The following is a 17446-nucleotide window of genomic DNA, read 5'->3' on the forward strand; positions in this document are numbered from 1 at the left end:
TTCTCAGCGGGCGGGGAGCTCGGAGGGGCCGACGTGGCCGTCCAGCCAGTCCCGCAGCGGTTGGGAGGCGTGCAGGAAGCCCGTGATCCGGGTGTACGCGGCGCGGGTGCCCAGCCACTTCGCGGGCTCCCAGTCCTGCCAGGCCACCAGGCCCTTGTGGCGCAGCAGCTCGATCCTGGGGTGGTCCCTGGGGTAGCCGCGCGGGGCCGACTTGAGGCTGTCCCGGCCGTGCACCCGCGGGCCGGCCCGCTCCACCCGGGCGATCACCCGTTCCAGCTCGGCGCCGCTCACGTCCTCGGCGACGGCGGCCCGGTAGCGCTCCAGCTGGTCCGGGGCGAGGTGGTAGAAGCCGTTGCCGCAGGCCAGGCCGTCGGCGGAGAGCTGGATGTAGCCGCCGCTCTCCAGATGGGCGCCGATGTGGGTCTTGTACGGGGACTTGTCGGCGCTGAAGCGGATGTCGCGGTTGGGCCGGAAGATCTTCCCTGGCCCGAACTCCGGCTCCAGTTCGGCGAGCAGGCGCTCCATCGGGGCCCGTACGGCGTCCTCGTACTGCCCCTTGTGGGCCTGCCAGAAGGCCTTGGAATTGTCGGCTTCCAGGTGCTCGTAGAAGTCGAGCGCCTCGGCCGGCCAGCCGGAGAAGGTCACTTCTCCAGTATGTGGCCCGGTGCACAGGGCGCTCCCGTCGCCAGCGCCGCTACCGGTGGGTAGCATGCGGGCATGAGCAGCGTTGAGACCGCCACCGCGCCGGACGCCCGTACCGAGCGCCGTGCCAAGCGCATCGCCAAGAACCTGACCAGCTTCGCCCGGCAGCACGGGGGCAGCGCCGACGCGGTCGTCGAGTACGTCGGCGCCGTGGCCACCCGGATCGTCGTGGTGGGCGCGGACGGCGCCTGGGGCGACCAGGTGGCCCCCAGCTACGCCGTGGGCAAGCGCGCCGCCGAGCTGGCCGGGCTGACCCTGCACGACGACTTCGAGGGCGAGCTGGGCCTCAAGGTGAAGACCGGCGAGTACGAGTGGAAGCGGATGGCCGGCATCCAGATCTGAGCCCGCACATCGCGAACGGCCCGGTTCCCCCGCGCGGGGGAACCGGACCGTTGTACGTCGGGGTTGCGGTCAGACCGAGGCGGGCTGCGGGGTCTGGGCGGGGAGCTGGTCGGCCGCCGCCACGTCCGCGCGGGTGCGCAGGGCGAGGGGGACGCGCAGGGCGGCGATCCACGTCAGCGCTGCGAGCAGCATGTGGAGGCCGACCATCAGCTCGGGGGCGTCGGTGAAGTACTGGATGAAGCCGAGCACGCCCTGCAGCAGCAGGACGGCGAGCAGCTCCTTGGCCCGGGCGCGGGCGGGCTGCGGCGCCTTGACGGCGGCGAAGACGAAGATCACCGCGATGGCCAGGCCGACCGAGACGAACGCGAAGTCGGCGTGGAACTGGGCGAGGCGGTCGTAGTCGATCGGGATGCGCGGGACGATCTTGTTGTCCTTCGGCGTGCCCGGGTGGTGGCCGGCGCCGGTCACCAGGGTGCCGGCCGCGACGAGCAGGCCGATCACGGTGACCAGGACGTACGAGAGCTGGTGGATCGGCCGGGCCACGGACAGCTGCGCCGGGCCGTCGCCCTCCTTGGACCGCTCCCACATCAGCAGCGCGACCCAGACCAGGGCCATCGCGGCGATCATGTGCAGCGCCACGGTGTACGGGTTGAGGCCGGTCAGCACGGTGATGCCGCCGAGCACGGCGTTGCTCATCACCAGCCAGAACTGCGCCCAGCCGAGCTTGGTCATGCTGCGTCGCCAGGGGCGGTGGCAGCGGGCGGCCAGGATCGCCCAGCCGACGGCGGCGCTCAGCACGTAGGTGAGCATCCGGTTGGTGAACTCGACGACGCCGTGGAAGCCCATCTCGGCGGTGGGCGTCAGGCTCTCGTCGGTGCAGCGGGGCCAGGTCGTACAGCCGAGGCCGGAGGCGGTGAGGCGGACGGCGCCGCCGGTGACGACGATCACCACGCTCATCACCAGCGCGGCGAACGCGGCGCGCCGGACCATCTCGGCGGATGGCTGCCAGCGCTCGGCGAGCAGGGAGAAGGGGTTAGGCACGGGGTCCATCGTAGGCGGCCTTACAGGCGATCTTGGGGCGGGGCGCGGGCGGCGGGAGGGGAGGGCGAGGAGCCGGCGGGCGGCGACACGCGGGGGAGGGACACGCGGACAAAACAGGGTGGTTCGGACAGTGAACGCATTGGTCTTGACCAATTACCCGTTTGGCCGCAAGAGTGCGGATTGGTCCATACCTCTTGTGGGCCATTCCCCACTCCTCCCGCACGTAAGCGGAGATCCTGCACATGCGCATATCCACTTCCGCCGCCGCGCTCGCGGTCGGCGGCTCGCTCGCACTGGCCGGCCTCGTCGCGCCGGCCGCCCAGGCCGTCGGCGTCGACCAGGAGTGCCGCAGCCTCGGGGTCGCCAACCTCTACGGCGAGTTCATCGAGGGCGACGACACCCACACCCCCGACGCCGAGGGCGCGGTCGCGGTCGGCGGCAACGCCGACTTCACCGGCGGCTTCTCGGTCGGCCAGGAACTCACCCCGGCCGAGGTCGACGCCCTGCCGGGCAAGAACGCCCTGGTCGTGGCGGGCAAGATCACCGGCCACAACACCCAGGTCATGAAGGGCAACGGTGTCTACGGCTCCAAGGCCGACGGCGCTGTCGTCCAGGCCCACCAGGGCAGCGTCGCCCAGGGTGCCTCGCCGATCGACTTCAAGGCCGAGTTCGCCAAGCTGCGCGCCGCCGCCACCTCGCTGGCCGCCGCGCCGCAGACCGCCGGCGCCACCGTCCAGGCCGAGGGCGCCAAGCTGACGTTCACCGGCGGGGACGCGAAGTACAACAGCTTCACCGTCGACGCGGCGAAGCTCCAGGGCGCCAAGGACGTCTACCTCAAGGTGCCGGCCGGCTCGGTGACGGTGGTCAACGTGACCGGTGGCTCGTACGACATGGCAGCGGCCGGGACCACCGGCTTCCACCTGTGGGACGAGGGCAGGAAGGCCTTCGTGCTGGACGACAAGCTGCAGAGCGCTGCGGGCGGGGCGATCCGGGCCAAGCTGCTCTGGAACTTCCCGACCGCCACCAAGGTGGTCAAGAACAGCCAGGCCGCCTGGGCCGGTACCGTGCTCGCGCCGAACGCCGCCTTCGACCTCGGCAGCGGCGGTCCGGTCAACGGTTCGGTGATCGCCGCCTCGCTGACCGGCAAGGGCGGCGCCGAGACGCACCACTACCCCTTCACCGGCTGCCTGCCGGGCACCACCGTCCCGACGCCGTCCGGCACGCCGACGGTGCCGCCGACCGTGCCGCCGACCGTGCCGAGCGGCTCGCCGTCGGCCACGCCGAGCGCGTCGGCCTCCCCGAGCGGTTCGGCGAGCCCCTCGGGCGGCCCGTCCGCCCCGGTGACCGGCACGCCCGGGGCGAGCGGCTCGGCCAGTGCGTCGGCCGGCGGTTCGACGGCCGTTCCGGCGGCCTCGGGCAGTCCGTCCGCCCGGCCGGACGCGGGCGGCGACCTGGCGCACACCGGCTCCGGTCCGGTGCTGCCGCTGGCCGTCGGCGGTGCGGTCGTGCTCGCGGCCGGCGGGGCGATCGTGGTGGCCGTCCGGCGCAAGGCGGCCCGGAAGGCCTGAAACCGGCCGAGCCGGTCGACGTGAATTCGTCAACTGACCGAAACGGCGCCCTCGGTGACTCGACTCGATCACCGGGGGCGCCGTTCTGTCTTGAAAGTGACCAAGTTCATTCGGCTTTGCCGAATCCGTGTTCCGCGAGGTGGCGGCTGTGATGGGCTGGTCGTGCACATCGGAAGGCGGACGGACAGTCGAAATCCGGTCGTACGGCGGGGTGTGGCAGGGTGCGGAAGTGCCGGTAGAGTCCCCCGGACAGTCGTAGCGGGCCACCGCGAAACACTCAACACGCCTGCTGCACAGGACCGTTCGGAGGGGAACAAGGTAATGGTGCGACAGCAGCGGCACTTCGCGATCGGCGCCACGGCACTCGCCGGGACGGCTGCGGCCGGCTTTCTACTGCCACTGGCGCTGGCGTCCAACGCCTCGGCACACGTGCCGACGTGGACGGTGACCTGCGACAAGGTCGTGGTCGATCTGATCAACTACAGCGGCAACGAGACCGTGAAGAACACCGTCAGCCTCACCATCGACGGTGAGAAGGTCCTGGACGGCAAGATCTTCCCGAAGGAGTTCCACGGCACCTTCCCGGTGAAGGACCACAATGCCCCGATCAAGGCGAACCTGGTGGTCACCACCACGGAGAACCCGAACGAGAAGGGCTGGAACATCAACGAGACCAAGACCATCGAGCCGTGCCACACGCCGACTCCGACCCCCACGCCCACCCCGACTCCCACGCCCACCCCCACACCGACGCCGACCCCCACGCCGACCGTGACCCCGACCCCGCCGGTCACGCCCCCGGCCAGCCCGAGCCCGTCGGCCACGCCCACCCCGAGCAGGACCCCCGTCCCGGCGCCCACCACCAGCGCGCCGGCGCTCGCCCAGACCGGTAGCAGCGACGCCACCCCGATGATCGCGGCGGCCGGCGGCGGCGTGCTGCTGCTCGGCGGCGCGCTCGTCCTGCTGGCCCGCAAGCGCCGTGGCGGCAACGAGAGCTGACGCTCCGTAGGCTGAAAAACCGCGACGCCCCCGGCCTGGTGAGGCCGGGGGCGTCGCGCGTCGGTCGGGCGCCGGCTCACTCCCAGCGGAAGAAGCGGGCGGCGGCGGCCAGGCCGAGCACCGACCAGCCGGCCAGGATGCCGAGGTCCGACCAGGGCACCCCGGCACCGTCCTGGAGCACCGACCGCAGGCCGTCCGAGAGCGCCGAGATCGGCAGCAGCTCCAGCACCGATCGCACGGCGTCGGGGAACCTGCTCAACGGCACGATCACCCCGCCGGCGAGCAGCAGCAGGATGAACACCAGGTTGGCGCCGGCCAGGGTGGCCTCGGCCTTCAGGGTGCCGGCCATCAGCAGGCCGAGGCCGGAGAAGGCGGCGGTACCGAGCACCAGCAGTGCGGCGACCGTCAGCGGATCGCCGTGCGGGGACCAGCCGAGGGCCAGCGCGATCACCGACAGCAGCGCCACCTGCAGCGCCTCCGTCACCAGGACGCAGCCGGTCTTGGCGGTCAGCAGCGCCCAGCGCGGCAGCGGGCTCGCGCCGAGCCGCTTCAGCACGCCGTAGCGGCGCTCGAAGCCGGTGGCGATGGCCTGGCCGGTGAAGGCGGTGGACATCACGGCCAGTGCGAGCAGGCCGGGGGCCAGGAAGTCGACCCGCTTGCCGGGGCCCTCGACCGCGACGATGTCCACGGCGGAGAACAGCACCAGCAGCACGGTCGGGATGACCACGGTGAGCAGCAGCTGCTCACCGTTGCGCAGCAGCATCCTGGTCTCGAACGCCGTCTGGGCGAGCAGCATCCGGCCGACGGGCGCGGGGCCCGGCTGGGGGGAGTAGTCCGTCGTGACGGCGCCCATGGTTCCCTCGCTTCGTTCGCTCACGAGCGCAGCTCCCGTCCGGTCAGGTCGAGGAAGACGTCCTCCAGGCTGCGGCGCTGGACGGACAGCCGTTCGGGCAGGATCCCGGAGGCCGCGCACCAGCCGGTGACGGTGGCCACCAGCCGGGGGTCGACGGGCGCCTCGATCCGGTAGCTGCCGGGGGCGGTCTCGGTGGCGGTGGCGCCCTCGGGCAGCTCCTTGAGCAGCGGGCCGAGGTCGAGGCCGGGCGGGCCGTCGAAGCGCAGCGCGTTCTCGGCGCCGCCGCGGCACAGCTCCTCGGTGGTGCCGTCGGCGATGACCCTGCCGCGGTCGACGACGGCGACCCGGTCGGCGAGCTGCTCGGCCTCGTCCATGTGGTGCGTGGTGACGACCACGGTGACGCCGTCCCGGCGCAGGTCGCGCACCAGGTCCCAGGTGGCCCGGCGGGCCTGCGGGTCCAGGCCGGCGGTGGGCTCGTCCAGGAAGACCAGCTCGGGGCGGCCGACCACGGCCATCGCCAGGGCGAGCCGCTGCTGCTGGCCGCCGGACAGCCGCCGGTAGGTGGTGCGGCCGCAGGAGCCGAGGCCGAGGCGCTCGACCAGGGCGTCCACGTCCAGCGGGTGGGCGTGCAGCTTGGCGGTGTGCCGCAGCATCTCGACGGCGCGCGCGCCCGCGTACACGCCGCCGGACTGCAGCATGACGCCGATCCGGGGCCGCAGCGCGGCGTTCTGGGTGACCGGGTCGAGGCCGAGGACGCGGACGGTGCCGGCGTCGGGGCGGCGGTAGCCCTCGCAGGTCTCGATGGTGGTGGTCTTGCCGGCGCCGTTGGGGCCGAGGACGGCGGTGATCGCGCCGGCCGGGATGGTGAGGTCGAGGCCGTCCACCGCGAGCTTGTCGTCGTAGCGTTTGACCAGCCCGGCGATCTGGACCGCGGGTTCGGAGTGCATACCGGCGAGTGTAAGAGGGCCTGACGCGCGGGCCGCCCGGCGGCTCGGTGATCGTTTTCCCAGGCCAGGTAAGGCTTGCCTGCGTGATCGATGACACCGGTGAGGCATGGATCACGGCTTGTCCCGACGGAAGGAATTACGCAACACTGGTGTTGTGAAAAACATGCGCGAGCACGCCCAGCAGCAGGAGGCCGAGTCGGCCTCCTCCTGTGACGTGCCCGTGACGGCGGCCGAGGTGCTGCTGGAGGGCCACCGGGCCACCCGGGACCGGGTCGCGCGGTCGATCCTGGACCACGGCCCCTCCTCCGCCGCCGACCTGGCGAACCGGCTCGGCCTCACCGCCGCCGCCGTCCGCCGTCACCTCGACGGGCTGGCCGCCACCGGCCTGGTCGAGTCCCGTGAACAGCGGGTCTACGGAAGCCGCGGCCGGGGCCGCCCGGCCAAGGTCTTCGCCCTCACCGACGCCGGCCGGGACGCCTTCTACCAGGCGTACGACCAGCTCGCCGCCGACGCGCTGCGCTGGATCGCGGACTCGGTGGGCGGCGGCAAGGCGGGCGAGGAGGCGGTCGCCGCCTTCGCCCGCGCCCGCTTCGGCAAGCAGGCCGAGAAGTACCTGGAGGCCCTGCGCCTGGCCGCCGCCGGGGAGCGCACCGAGGCGCTGGCCCAGGCGCTGAGCGCGGACGGGTACGCTGCCACGGTGCGGCGTGTCCCGTCGGCCGCGGCCCAGGCCCCGGCGGGCGCCCAGCTCTGCCAGCACCACTGCCCGGTCGCGCACATCGCCGAGCAGTTCCCGCAGCTCTGCGAGGCGGAGACCGAGGTCTTCTCCCGGCTCCTGGGCACCCATGTGCAACGGCTGGCCACGATCGCCCACGGCGACGGGGTCTGCACCACCTATGTGCCGGCATCCGGTGCCGCATCGTCGTCCGCCCGGGTGCCTTCGGGCCGCGGCTCCGATGCAGTGCCGACTGCCGGTACGTCCACCGAAGATTCTGCGTCCGCGCGTTAGGAAGCTCGCATGACTGACACCGTTTCGCACCCGGAGCTCGACGGCCTGGGCAATTACGAGTACGGCTGGGCCGACCCGGACACCGCCGGTGCCGCGGCCAAGCGCGGGCTCAGCGAGGAGGTCGTCCGCGACATCTCCGCGAAGAAGAACGAGTCCGAGTGGATGCTCAACCTGCGTCTCAAGGGCCTGAAGCTGTTCGGCAAGAAGCCCATGCCGACCTGGGGCTCCGACCTCACCGGCATCGACTTCGACAACATCAAGTACTTCGTCCGCTCCACCGAGAAGCAGGCCGAGTCCTGGGAGGACCTGCCGGCGGACATCAAGGCCACCTACGACAAGCTCGGCATCCCGGAGGCGGAGAAGCAGCGCCTGGTCGCCGGCGTCGCCGCCCAGTACGAGTCCGAGGTCGTCTACCACCAGATCCGCGAGGACCTGGAGGAGCAGGGCGTCATCTTCCTGGACACCGACACCGCGCTGCGCGAGCACCCGGAGCTGTTCAAGGAGTACTTCGGCACCGTGATCCCGGCCGGCGACAACAAGTTCGCCGCGCTGAACACCGCGGTGTGGTCCGGCGGCTCGTTCATCTACGTGCCGAAGGGCGTGCACGTGGACATCCCGCTGCAGGCCTACTTCCGGATCAACACCGAGAACATGGGCCAGTTCGAGCGGACGCTGATCATCGTCGACGAGGACGCCTACGTCCACTACGTCGAGGGCTGCACCGCCCCGATCTACTCCTCCGACTCGCTGCACTCGGCGGTCGTGGAGATCATCGTCAAGAAGGGCGGCCGCTGCCGCTACACGACCATCCAGAACTGGTCGAACAACGTCTACAACCTGGTCACCAAGCGCGCCGTGGCGTACGAGGGCGCGACCATGGAGTGGATCGACGGCAACATCGGCTCCAAGGTCACCATGAAGTACCCGGCCGTCTACCTGATGGGCGAGCACGCCAAGGGCGAGACCCTGTCGATCGCCTTCGCGGGCGAGGGCCAGCACCAGGACGCCGGCGCCAAGATGGTGCACATGGCGCCGAACACCTCCTCGCACATCGTCTCCAAGTCGGTGGCGCGCGGCGGCGGCCGGACCTCCTACCGCGGCCTGATCGAGATCGGCGAGGGCTCGCACGGCGCCAAGTCCAACGTGCTGTGCGACGCGCTGCTGGTCGACACCATCTCCCGCTCGGACACCTACCCGTACGTGGACGTCCGCGAGGACGACGTGTCCATGGGCCACGAGGCGACCGTCTCCAAGGTCAGCGAGGACCAGCTGTTCTACCTGATGAGCCGCGGCCTGACCGAGACCGAGGCGATGGCGATGATCGTCCGCGGCTTCGTCGAGCCGATCGCGCGCGAGCTGCCGATGGAGTACGCGCTGGAGCTCAACCGGCTGATCGAGCTGCAGATGGAGGGCGCGGTCGGCTGACGTTCCGGCCGCCCACCGCCCACCGACTTTTCGAGGAAGAGAGCACTACGACAGCCATGGCTGACGTCAACACCCCCACCGGCTCCACCACCGCCGGTTCGATCGAGGTCGGCACCGCCGGCGCGGGCGCGCAGCTCGCCGGCCCCGGCACCGGCCGCACCGCGGTCCAGCAGCCGATCGACGCGCGCGTCGCGGTCAAGCCGTCCTTCGACGTGAACGACTTCCCGGTGCCCACCGGCCGCGAGGAGGACTGGCGGTTCACCCCGCTGCACCGCCTCGGCGGGCTGCACGACGGCACCGCCGCCGCCGCGGAGAAGGGCGAGGACAAGGTCGAGTTCACGCTGCCGGACGGCGTCACCGCCGAGACCGTCGGCCGGGACGACGCCCGCCTGGGCAAGGCCGGCACGCCGGTCGACCGGGTCGCCGCTCAGGCGTTCAGCGCCTTCGAGCAGGCCCTGGTGGTCACCGTCCCCAAGGAGGCGGTGCTGACCGAGCCGGTCAAGATCGACGTGCGCGGTGAGGGCGGGGTCCGCTTCGCCCACGTGGTGATCGACGTCAAGCCGTTCGCCGAGGCCGTCGTGGTGCTCAACCACGCGGGCACCGGCACCCGGGCCGCCAACGTCGAGCTGCTCGTCGGCGAGGGCGCCAAGCTCACCTTCGTCTCCGTGCAGGACTGGGAGCGCGACGCCGTCCACGTCGCCCAGCACAACGCGCTGGTCGGCCGGGACGCCTCCTTCAAGTCCGTGGTCGTCACCTTCGGCGGCGACCTGGTCCGCCTGCACCCGCGGGTCAACTACGCCGGCCCCGGCGGCGAGGCCGAGCTGTTCGGCCTCTACTTCGCCGACGCCGGCCAGCACCTGGAGCACCGCCTGGTCATCGACCACGACACGCCGCACTGCCGGTCGAACGTGGCGTACAAGGGCGCGCTCCAGGGCCAGGACGCCCACGCGGTCTGGGTCGGCGACGTGCTGATCCGCGCCGCCGCGCTCGGCACCGACACCTACGAGCTCAACCGGAACCTGGTGCTCACCGACGGCGCCCGGGTCGACTCGATCCCGAACCTGGAGATCGAGACCGGCGAGATCGTCGGCGCCGGCCACGCCTCGGCGACCGGCCGCTTCGACGACGAGCAGCTGTTCTACCTGCAGGCCCGCGGCATCCCGGCCGACGAGGCCCGCCGCCTGGTGGTCCGCGGCTTCTTCGCCGAGCTGCTCCAGCAGATCGGCGTGGCCGAGGTCCAGGAGCAGCTCATGGAGAAGATCGACGCCGAGCTGGAATCGGCGGTCTGAGCACGATGACCTTCCTCCGTGCCTGCGCGCTGAGCGACCTCCAGGAGGACGTTCCCAAGCGCGTTGACCTCAACGGCGTGCCGGTCTCCGTCGTCCGCACCGACGAGGGGGTGTTCGCGATCAACGACACCTGCTCGCACGCGAACGTCTCGCTCTCCGAGGGCGAGGTCGAGGACTGCATGATCGAGTGCTGGCTGCACGGCTCCAGCTTCGACCTGCGCACCGGCAAGCCCTCCGGCCTGCCCGCCACCAAGCCGGTCGCTGTCTACCCCGTAAAGATCGAAGGGGACGATGTGCTCGTCTCCGTCAACCAGGAGTCCTGAGTACACATGGCAACCCTTGAAATCCGCGACCTGCACGTCTCCGTGGACGCCGAGAACGGCCCGCGCGAGATCCTGAAGGGCGTGGACCTGACCGTGAAGCAGGGCGAGACCCACGCCATCATGGGCCCGAACGGCTCCGGCAAGTCCACCCTGGCCTACTCGCTGGCCGGTCACCCCAAGTACACCGTCACCGGCGGCTCGGTGCTGCTGGACGGCGAGGACGTCCTGGAGATGTCCGTCGACGAGCGCGCCAAGGCCGGCGTCTTCCTGGCCATGCAGTACCCGGTCGAGGTCCCGGGCGTCTCGGTCAGCAACTTCCTGCGCACCGCCGCCACCGCCGTCCGCGGCGAGGCCCCCAAGCTGCGGCTGTGGGTGAAGGAGGTCAAGGAGGCGATGGCCGCCCTCCAGATGGACCCGGCCTTCGCCGAGCGCAACGTCAACGAGGGCTTCTCCGGCGGTGAGAAGAAGCGCCACGAGATCCTCCAGCTGGAGCTCCTCAAGCCGAAGATCGCGATCCTCGACGAGACCGACTCCGGCCTGGACGTCGACGCGCTGCGGATCGTCTCCGAGGGTATCAACCGGGTCCGCTCGACCGGCGAGGTCGGCACCCTGCTGGTGACCCACTACACCCGCATCCTGCGGTACATCAAGCCCGATTACGTCCACGTCTTCGCGGGCGGCCGCATCGTCGAGTCCGGCGGCGCCGAGCTGGCCGACAAGCTGGAGGAAGAGGGCTACGAGGCGTATGTGAAGGGGGGCGCGTCCGAGTGACGCATCCGTTCACGGGACTGCTCGACACCGACGCGATCCGCAAGGACTTCCCGGTCCTCCAGCGGATGCTGCACGACGACAAGCCGCTGGTCTACCTGGACAACGCGGCCACCTCCCAGAAGCCGCGCCAGGTACTGGAAGCCCTGACCGCCTACTACGAGCGGCACAACGCCAACGTCCACCGCGGCGTGCACGTGCTCGCCGAGGAGGCCACGGCGCTGTACGAGGGCGCCCGGGACAAGGTCGCGGCGTTCGTCAACGCGCCGAGCCGCAACGAGGTGATCTTCACCAAGAACGCCTCGGAGTCGCTCAACCTCGTCGCCAACATGCTCGGCTGGGCCGACGAGCCCTACCGGGTGGACGCCGACTCCGAGATCGTCATCACGGAGATGGAGCACCACTCCAACATCGTCCCGTGGCAGCTGCTGTCGCAGCGCACCGGTGCGAAGCTCAAGTGGTTCGGGCTGACCGACGAGGGCCGGCTCGACCTGTCCAACATCGACGAGCTGATCACCGAGAAGACCAAGGTGGTCTCCTTCACCCTGGTCTCCAACCTGCTGGGCACGATCAACCCGGTCGAGACGATCGTCCGCAAGGCCCAGTCGGTCGGCGCGCTGGTCGTCATCGACGCCTCGCAGGCCGCGCCGCACATGGTGCTGGACGTCCAGGCGCTGGAGGCCGACTTCGTCGCCTTCACCGGCCACAAGATGCTGGCCCCGACCGGCATCGGCGTGCTCTGGGGCCGGCACGAGCTGCTGGAGGACCTCCCGCCGTTCCTCGGCGGCGGCGAGATGATCGAGACCGTCACCATGGGCTCGTCCACCTACGCCCCGGCGCCCCACAAGTTCGAGGCCGGCACCCCGCCGATCGCCCAGGCGGTCGGACTCGGCGCGGCCATCGACTACCTCCAGGACATCGGCATGGAGAAGATCGCGGCGCACGAGCACGCGATCACCGAGTACGCCGTCGAGCGGCTGCTGGAGGTCCCGGAGCTGCGGATCATCGGCCCGCGCACGGCCGTGGACCGCGGCGCGGCGATCTCCTTCACCCTCGGCGACATCCACCCGCACGACGTGGGCCAGGTGCTGGACGAGCAGGGCATCGCCGTGCGCGTCGGCCACCACTGCGCGCGGCCGGTCTGCCTGCGGTACGGAATTCCGGCGACCACGCGGGCGTCGTTCTATCTGTACTCGACGCCGGGCGAGGTCGACGCGCTGATCGACGGCCTGCACCACGTCCGGAACTTCTTCGGCTGACGGGACGGGGCAGGACGACCATGAAGCTCGACTCGATGTACCAGGAGATCATCCTGGACCACTACCGCAACCCGCACGGCAAGGGGCTGCGGGACGGTGACGCCGAGGTGCACCACGTCAACCCGACGTGCGGCGACGAGATCACCCTGCGGGTGAAGCTCGACGGCGCCACCGTGGCCGACGTCTCGTACGAGTCGCAGGGCTGTTCGATCAGCCAGGCGAGCGCCTCGGTGCTCAACGACCTGGTGGTCGGCAAGACCGTGGGCGAGGCGCAGGCGGTCCAGGAGGCCTTCCTGGAGCTGATGCAGAGCAAGGGGCAGGGCGAGGGCGACGAGGAGGTGCTGGAGGACGCGGTCGCGTTCGCCGGCGTCTCCAAGTACCCGGCCCGGGTCAAGTGCGCCCTGCTCAGCTGGATGGCCTGGAAGGACGCCACCGCCCAGGCGCTCGCCCAGAACCCCACCGTGAACGACTGAACCCGCAGAGGAGGACAAGACCATGAGTGACGAGAGCACCACCACCGCCGGCACCGAGGCCTCCGCTGCGGAGGAGCAGCAGCCCGGCGTCATCGTCGGCACCACCGCCGGCACGGTCTCGGTCGAGGACCTGACCGAGGCCCTGATGGACGTCGTCGACCCCGAACTGGGCATCGACGTCGTCAACCTGGGCCTGATCTACGGCATCCACATCGACGAGTCCGACGTGGCCACCATCGACATGACGCTCACCTCGGCGGCCTGCCCGCTGACCGACGTCATCGAGGACCAGGCCAAGACCGCCACCGACGGGCTGGTGCAGGACCTGCGCATCAACTGGGTCTGGATGCCGCCGTGGGGCCCCGACAAGATCACCGACGACGGCCGCGAGCAGCTTCGGGCGCTCGGCTTCAACGTCTGATCGCTGCTTTGCGCCTTCGCCGCTGCCCGGGACTTCTTCGGAAGTCCCGGGCAGCGGCGTTTCCGCGCTTCAGCCGGGTGAACACCTGCGCGTCCTCCGCTTCGCCGCACGGGTCCGCCGCCGTTCCCCACCATCCACCCCCCACCCGCCTGCCGGCGGGTGCTCGCCCCGGGCCTGGCCGCGTGCCGCCCGGCCGACCGGGCGGCACGCGGCACTGAATGGCAGAACGAAGTACCTGCCGGAACGGTGAAGCCGGGCGAGCTACCTGTCGGAAGCGAGGGGTCCCGGTCCTGCCGGAGGCCCCTCGGACCGGTGGGCCAGCGCGTCTCAGACGGCGACGCGAGCAGGCCGACGGCCGGCCAGTGCGGAGCGCAGGGCGGTTCGGACTCGGGCGGCACCTGCGGCCGCCACGTCCGCTCCCTGGCCGACCGTGGGGGTTCGGGCTGTCAGGCCGGCGCACGGGCGACAGATGCCCGGCCGGGGCACGGGGTCGTGGCACTTGGCGCACTCGGCGTACCGGGCCGGTGGCCGCGCGGCGGGCTGGGCGGGCGGCGTCTTGTGCTCCAGGCGGTAGCGGAGCACCGCTGCCGCTGAGTGCATCGGGGTGGGCAGGCCCGGCAGCAGGGCGTGGGCGAGGTCGGCGTGGGTCGCGCCGCGCTGCAGCCACTGTACGACGAGGGGCGCCAACTCCCGGGCCTCGGCCTCGCCGAGGCGCAGACGCGGCTCGGGCCGGATCACCCGGAACAGGGTGGCGACCGCCTCGCGGACCTCTTCGGAATCCGGAGGTGGCGGGAGGGTGGGTTCTTGCTGCCGGTTCTTTACTACAGAGCCGACTGCGCGACCGGTAGTCGCTCCACCGGACGCCGGAGGGGTGGCACTCGGCCGCGCGAGCTGAGGGGTGTCGTAGACGTGGGTCTCGGTGCGGATGGTGCCGTCCGGCATGCGGATCTTCTCGATCCGGTAGTACCCGGCCTCGGTCAGCTCCTTGAGCGCCTTGCGGACGGCGCCGCGCCCCTGGGGGCTGGTGTCGGCCATGTGTCGACCGTCCTCGCGCCAGCCGTCCGGGCGGGAGAGGAGGTCTGCGAGCAGGCCGCGGGCGGTGTAGGACAGCCGTCGGTACTGGAGGACGGCGTTGGGCAGCACGGTGAAGTTGCGTACGGGGGCGCTACGATGGACACGCATCGGGAGTGTCAGCTCCTGTTGCCGGACCCCGGGGTGTTGGTAGCACCGCCGGGGTCGCCTCTTTTCGGTTGGAGCACGGAACGTACCACCGCACTTGATGTGCCGTCAGGCATTTTCGGTGGCGATGCCCCATAAGGGTGAAGTGGGGCTGCTTTGGTCGCTCGTCCTTGAGAACGTCATGGTTGCTCTTCGCCGATAGCGCAAGTACTACGCCCGCGCGTGGACCTGGATGAGGCCGTACTTGCCGCTGGTTCGCCATGGCTCCCCAGTGGCGTCCAGACCGGCGACTGCCGGTCCGTTGAGGCCGACGATGACGTCCGACTTCAACGTACGCAGTGCCGCTACCGGCGACGGAAAGTGGTCGGTCCTCTCGGCGAAGGGGGCCGTGGCGTCCCAGAGCTGGTCCCCGACGAGGCGGCGGTAGTTGAGGTCGCCCTTGAGGATCGTCATCGTGGCACCGGAGAGTTCGGCCCGCAGAACGGCGGGCATGTCGTGGAACGGCAGCGGCGCGCAGAAGAACGCGTGCGTGCGGATCGCGAGCGTGCCGTTGTTCATCGCGTCCCAGAGCCGGTGTCCGATCCGTGCAGCCTCCTGCCCGGGCGCGGTACGAAGGCGCTCGGTGGCGGCGAGGACGTCCGCGGTGGTCGCGTCCGACACGTAGTAGGGGGAAGGCTTGACGTACAGGGCGACCCCGGCGGCCAACCCGCTCGTGAGGAGGTGGTCGATCAGTACGAGGTCCGGCAGCAGCTCCCGCCCGGCGTTGTCCGCGATGACGCAGACCTTCGGGTTGCGCGCAGCAGCCAGGGTGGACCACAGGAGAGGGCTGTCGTCCGCGATCAGGGCAGAGGGCTGGGTGTTGCTCGCCGACGAAGCGGTGATCTGGAAGCTGAGGTCCGCCCGGTTGCCCCAGAGCGCTGACGAGAGCAGCACGTCGGCCTGCTTCTCGGTCGACAGGGACGGCAACTCGCTGAGAGCCGCCAGTTCGGCGTCGACGGCCGAGCCGGCCAGTTCGGCGGTCTTGAACGGTGCGAACGGGTCGATGCCCTGCCAAGTCCCTGGCCGGAAGTAGCCGGTGGCTTCGAGCAGCCTGCGATAGAAGTAGCTCTCGGCCCACAGGAACGGCGCCTCGCCCCACGGCCGTCCGAACAGGCCGTCGCCCCACTCCATCCACTGGTCGTGGTCGTGGGCGCTGTTGCCGAGCGGTTGCAGCACACCGTCGATGCTCTCGGCGAGGAGGTCCTCGATCGCGGCTCGCTCGCTCGGCCCGTACGGCAGTGCGTCGAGCACCTGCTGGACGAGCTTCGGGTGCCGCTCGTGGAAGACGTCCCGAGCGAACGAGCCGGGGGTGCCGCTCAGGATCACGGGTGCGCTGGGCATGGTCAGACTCGTCCTTCTCCTCGGCTGGCGGCGGAGTCCGCCACGTGGTCCACAGTGTGTCCTAGGTATAAAACTGCCGGAGCCCGGCCAAGGCCCTTACCACCACCCCGAATTACCAGGACGGCCGCCGCATCGGCCTGCACATCGACAATTGGGACAGGCTCCGCTACCAGGCCAAGCACACCGGTCGCCGACGCCTGTGCTTCAACCTCGGTCCCGGAACCCGCTACCTCCTGCTCAGTGGCCTCGACATCCGCGCCATCTGCCGCGATCTCTCGGTCGGGTGGAGTTCTGCCGCCAGCACGGTGGTGAGGGGCTGCCAGGGGCCGGCCGGGAGAACGGCCCCGTCCTCGTAGTCGGGCTCGCCGCGAGCGGTGCGGACGCCGGTGCTGTCACACCTGGCGATGAGGGCGGCGGGATCGGTGTGGGCGATGGCGAGAGTCACGCGGATTCCTCCCAGGCCGGGTTTACCGGTCCTCGAGGGTGTCGGCGAAGGTCACGTCCAGCTCGGCGATAAGGGCTTCGGCGAGTTCGGCCTGCTGGGTGCGGTCGATGAGGACCTTGCCGAGGTTGGCGACGCCCCGCAGCGTGGTGAGGTCGTTGCCTCGCAGGTCGAGGCCTTGGTACTTGCCCCGGCCGAACTCGGTCAGCCGCAGGACGCAGGCGTCGAGGACCGCGCTGCCGAGGTCGCAACCGGTGAACGACGCCTCGGTGAGCCCGCACTCGGAGAAGACGACCGCGCCGGTGGCGCGGATCTGCTCAAAGGTCGCGTAGTCGAGCTTGCAGTTGTCGAAGAGGACGTTGTCCAGGGTCACGCCGATGAGCCCGGCGCCCATGATCTTGCAGTTGCGGAAGACGACCCGGGAGAGCTTGCTGTCGGTGATGCGGGCGGAGGCGAGGTCGCAGGTGTCGAACGCGACGGAGTCGAGGCGGACTTGGTCGAGCTGCACGCGGTCGACCCGCAGGTTGGAGACGCGGCCGGTGACGAGGTGGGCCTCGGTGAGATCCAGGTTCCGCAGGTCGGCGTCACCGTACTGGAAGTCCTGGACGATGCCCCGTGCGGAGTCGAGGGTGGTGACGTTGGACAGGTACAGGCCGGGCTCGTTCAGGTGGGGCAGGGTCACGGTGACACGGCCGAAGGTGATGCTGTCCATGAGTGGCTCCGCTCTCTCGAGGGTCGGGCCGGGCCCGCACCGCTGGTGCGGGCCCGGGTGGTTCGGGGTGGCGCTACTTGCCCTTGTTCGACCAGTTGTCCCAAGGTGGACCGGTTGTCGAACGGCCCGGCGGTGGGGTTGGTCACGGTGACGGCGCCGGTGAGGTCGGCGACGACGGCGGTGTTGCCGGCGGCCTGGCACTGCGAACCGACTGAGGGCACAGTGCTGAGGTGGGGGGGGGGGGGGGGGCCCCCCCCCCCCCCGAGGCACATGGGCCGTTTGATTTGGTAGGGTGGTTGGCTTCCTTCACTGCCCAG

19 protein-coding genes are annotated in these 17446 nt (G+C 70.7%); 11 read left to right on the forward strand and 8 right to left on the reverse strand.

Annotation, left to right across the window (positions count from 1 at the left end; translation table 11 throughout):
• Positions 1 to 3: 3 nt before the first annotated feature.
• Entirely contained in the window at positions 4 to 645 is a 642-nt protein-coding gene (locus ACZ5OX_RS21805; protein ID WP_465632115.1) for a DUF2461 domain-containing protein, read from the reverse strand.
• A gap of 72 nt (positions 646 to 717) precedes the next feature.
• On the opposite strand from ACZ5OX_RS21805, the gene ACZ5OX_RS21810 reads away from it, so the two are divergent.
• The gene (locus tag ACZ5OX_RS21810; RefSeq protein WP_465632117.1) at positions 718 to 1044 is read left to right on the forward strand and encodes a hypothetical protein; all 327 of its coding nucleotides are present in this window, start codon (positions 718 to 720) and stop codon (positions 1042 to 1044) included.
• Between the two features lie 69 nt (positions 1045 to 1113).
• Here the strand turns inward: ACZ5OX_RS21810 and ACZ5OX_RS21815 are convergent, their stop codons facing one another.
• A complete protein-coding gene (locus tag ACZ5OX_RS21815; protein WP_465632119.1) occupies positions 1114 to 2094 on the reverse strand; it encodes a COX15/CtaA family protein in 981 nt (326 codons plus the stop codon).
• Positions 2095 to 2327: 233 nt separating this feature from the next.
• Here ACZ5OX_RS21815 and ACZ5OX_RS21820 point away from each other — a divergent pair, with 233 nt between their 5' ends.
• Together ACZ5OX_RS21820 and ACZ5OX_RS21825 are read left to right on the forward strand one after the other, a co-directional pair.
• Positions 2328 to 3653, forward strand: a complete 1326-nt coding sequence (locus ACZ5OX_RS21820; RefSeq protein ID WP_465632121.1) for a choice-of-anchor A family protein — start codon at positions 2328 to 2330, stop codon at positions 3651 to 3653.
• 321 nt (positions 3654 to 3974) lie between these two features.
• The gene (locus ACZ5OX_RS21825; RefSeq protein ID WP_465632123.1) at positions 3975 to 4652 is read left to right on the forward strand and encodes an LAETG motif-containing sortase-dependent surface protein; all 678 of its coding nucleotides are present in this window, start codon (positions 3975 to 3977) and stop codon (positions 4650 to 4652) included.
• A gap of 76 nt (positions 4653 to 4728) precedes the next feature.
• On the opposite strand, the gene ACZ5OX_RS21830 is transcribed toward ACZ5OX_RS21825, so the two are convergent.
• On the reverse strand, positions 4729 to 5505 hold the full coding sequence (locus ACZ5OX_RS21830; protein WP_392878851.1) for an ABC transporter permease: 777 nt from the start codon (positions 5503 to 5505) through the stop codon (positions 4729 to 4731).
• A 20-nt stretch (positions 5506 to 5525) separates the two neighbouring features.
• Positions 5526 to 6452 carry an ABC transporter ATP-binding protein gene (locus ACZ5OX_RS21835; RefSeq protein WP_465632125.1) on the reverse strand — a complete coding sequence of 309 codons (927 nt, stop codon included), beginning with the start codon at positions 6450 to 6452 and terminating at the stop codon, positions 5526 to 5528.
• A 163-nt stretch (positions 6453 to 6615) separates the two neighbouring features.
• Between ACZ5OX_RS21835 and ACZ5OX_RS21840 the strand changes: the two genes are divergently transcribed.
• From ACZ5OX_RS21840 to ACZ5OX_RS21875, 8 genes are read left to right on the forward strand one after another with little or no spacing between them, the layout of a single operon-like run.
• Complete coding sequence (locus ACZ5OX_RS21840; RefSeq protein ID WP_465632127.1) at positions 6616 to 7458, forward strand: helix-turn-helix transcriptional regulator; 843 nt, start codon at positions 6616 to 6618, stop codon at positions 7456 to 7458.
• Positions 7459 to 7467: 9 nt separating this feature from the next.
• On the forward strand, positions 7468 to 8883 hold the full coding sequence (gene sufB / locus ACZ5OX_RS21845) for a Fe-S cluster assembly protein SufB (protein ID WP_449789345.1): 1416 nt from the start codon (positions 7468 to 7470) through the stop codon (positions 8881 to 8883).
• A 56-nt stretch (positions 8884 to 8939) separates the two neighbouring features.
• Positions 8940 to 10172: a Fe-S cluster assembly protein SufD gene (gene sufD, locus ACZ5OX_RS21850; protein ID WP_449789346.1), complete on the forward strand. Its 1233-nt coding sequence runs from the start codon at positions 8940 to 8942 to the stop codon at positions 10170 to 10172.
• Between the two features lie 5 nt (positions 10173 to 10177).
• Complete coding sequence (locus ACZ5OX_RS21855) at positions 10178 to 10495, forward strand: bifunctional 3-phenylpropionate/cinnamic acid dioxygenase ferredoxin subunit (protein ID WP_063349526.1); 318 nt, start codon at positions 10178 to 10180, stop codon at positions 10493 to 10495.
• Between the two features lie 6 nt (positions 10496 to 10501).
• Positions 10502 to 11266, forward strand: a complete 765-nt coding sequence (sufC, locus tag ACZ5OX_RS21860; RefSeq protein WP_449789347.1) for a Fe-S cluster assembly ATPase SufC — start codon at positions 10502 to 10504, stop codon at positions 11264 to 11266.
• Positions 11263 to 12522 carry a cysteine desulfurase gene (locus tag ACZ5OX_RS21865; protein WP_465632129.1) on the forward strand — a complete coding sequence of 420 codons (1260 nt, stop codon included), beginning with the start codon at positions 11263 to 11265 and terminating at the stop codon, positions 12520 to 12522. The genes sufC and ACZ5OX_RS21865 overlap by 4 nt, the downstream gene beginning before the upstream one ends.
• Before the next feature lie 20 nt (positions 12523 to 12542).
• On the forward strand, positions 12543 to 12995 hold the full coding sequence (sufU, locus tag ACZ5OX_RS21870) for a Fe-S cluster assembly sulfur transfer protein SufU (protein WP_465632131.1): 453 nt from the start codon (positions 12543 to 12545) through the stop codon (positions 12993 to 12995).
• A gap of 22 nt (positions 12996 to 13017) precedes the next feature.
• Complete coding sequence (locus ACZ5OX_RS21875) at positions 13018 to 13416, forward strand: metal-sulfur cluster assembly factor (protein WP_392878480.1); 399 nt, start codon at positions 13018 to 13020, stop codon at positions 13414 to 13416.
• Between the two features lie 327 nt (positions 13417 to 13743).
• Here ACZ5OX_RS21875 and ACZ5OX_RS21880 read toward each other — a convergent pair whose 3' ends face one another.
• The 4 genes from ACZ5OX_RS21880 to ACZ5OX_RS21895 all read right to left on the reverse strand — a co-directional run bounded on the left by ACZ5OX_RS21880 (position 13744) and on the right by ACZ5OX_RS21895 (position 17129).
• A complete protein-coding gene (locus ACZ5OX_RS21880) occupies positions 13744 to 14598 on the reverse strand; it encodes a hypothetical protein (RefSeq protein ID WP_465632133.1) in 855 nt (284 codons plus the stop codon).
• A 207-nt stretch (positions 14599 to 14805) separates the two neighbouring features.
• Positions 14806 to 15975 carry a damage-control phosphatase ARMT1 family protein gene (locus ACZ5OX_RS21885; protein WP_465632135.1) on the reverse strand — a complete coding sequence of 390 codons (1170 nt, stop codon included), beginning with the start codon at positions 15973 to 15975 and terminating at the stop codon, positions 14806 to 14808.
• Between the two features lie 226 nt (positions 15976 to 16201).
• A complete protein-coding gene (locus ACZ5OX_RS21890) occupies positions 16202 to 16420 on the reverse strand; it encodes a hypothetical protein (RefSeq protein WP_465632137.1) in 219 nt (72 codons plus the stop codon).
• A gap of 22 nt (positions 16421 to 16442) precedes the next feature.
• Positions 16443 to 17129, reverse strand: a complete 687-nt coding sequence (locus ACZ5OX_RS21895) for a pentapeptide repeat-containing protein (protein ID WP_465632139.1) — start codon at positions 17127 to 17129, stop codon at positions 16443 to 16445.
• Positions 17130 to 17446: the final 317 nt, after the last annotated feature.

It is taken from the genome of Kitasatospora sp. NPDC032121, from assembly GCF_055580145.1.

Bases quoted from the DNA above. Each gene is read 5' to 3' on its own strand.
- ACZ5OX_RS21810 (WP_465632117.1), top strand. From the start codon at position 718: ATGAGCAGCGTTGAGACCGCCACCGCGCCGGACGCCCGTACCGAGCGC.
- ACZ5OX_RS21855 (WP_063349526.1), top strand. From the start codon at position 10,178: ATGACCTTCCTCCGTGCCTGCGCGCTGAGCGACCTCCAGGAGGACGTT.
- ACZ5OX_RS21840 (WP_465632127.1), top strand. From the start codon at position 6,616: ATGCGCGAGCACGCCCAGCAGCAGGAGGCCGAGTCGGCCTCCTCCTGT.
- sufC (WP_449789347.1), top strand. From the start codon at position 10,502: ATGGCAACCCTTGAAATCCGCGACCTGCACGTCTCCGTGGACGCCGAG.
- ACZ5OX_RS21835 (WP_465632125.1), bottom strand. From the start codon at position 6,452: ATGCACTCCGAACCCGCGGTCCAGATCGCCGGGCTGGTCAAACGCTAC.
- ACZ5OX_RS21825 (WP_465632123.1), top strand. From the start codon at position 3,975: ATGGTGCGACAGCAGCGGCACTTCGCGATCGGCGCCACGGCACTCGCC.
- sufB (WP_449789345.1), top strand. From the start codon at position 7,468: ATGACTGACACCGTTTCGCACCCGGAGCTCGACGGCCTGGGCAATTAC.
- ACZ5OX_RS21830 (WP_392878851.1), bottom strand. From the start codon at position 5,505: ATGGGCGCCGTCACGACGGACTACTCCCCCCAGCCGGGCCCCGCGCCC.
- ACZ5OX_RS21875 (WP_392878480.1), top strand. From the start codon at position 13,018: ATGAGTGACGAGAGCACCACCACCGCCGGCACCGAGGCCTCCGCTGCG.
- ACZ5OX_RS21820 (WP_465632121.1), top strand. From the start codon at position 2,328: ATGCGCATATCCACTTCCGCCGCCGCGCTCGCGGTCGGCGGCTCGCTC.
- ACZ5OX_RS21880 (WP_465632133.1), bottom strand. From the start codon at position 14,598: ATGCGTGTCCATCGTAGCGCCCCCGTACGCAACTTCACCGTGCTGCCC.
- sufU (WP_465632131.1), top strand. From the start codon at position 12,543: ATGAAGCTCGACTCGATGTACCAGGAGATCATCCTGGACCACTACCGC.
- sufD (WP_449789346.1), top strand. From the start codon at position 8,940: ATGGCTGACGTCAACACCCCCACCGGCTCCACCACCGCCGGTTCGATC.
- ACZ5OX_RS21815 (WP_465632119.1), bottom strand. From the start codon at position 2,094: ATGGACCCCGTGCCTAACCCCTTCTCCCTGCTCGCCGAGCGCTGGCAG.
- ACZ5OX_RS21885 (WP_465632135.1), bottom strand. From the start codon at position 15,975: ATGCCCAGCGCACCCGTGATCCTGAGCGGCACCCCCGGCTCGTTCGCT.
- ACZ5OX_RS21895 (WP_465632139.1), bottom strand. From the start codon at position 17,129: ATGGACAGCATCACCTTCGGCCGTGTCACCGTGACCCTGCCCCACCTG.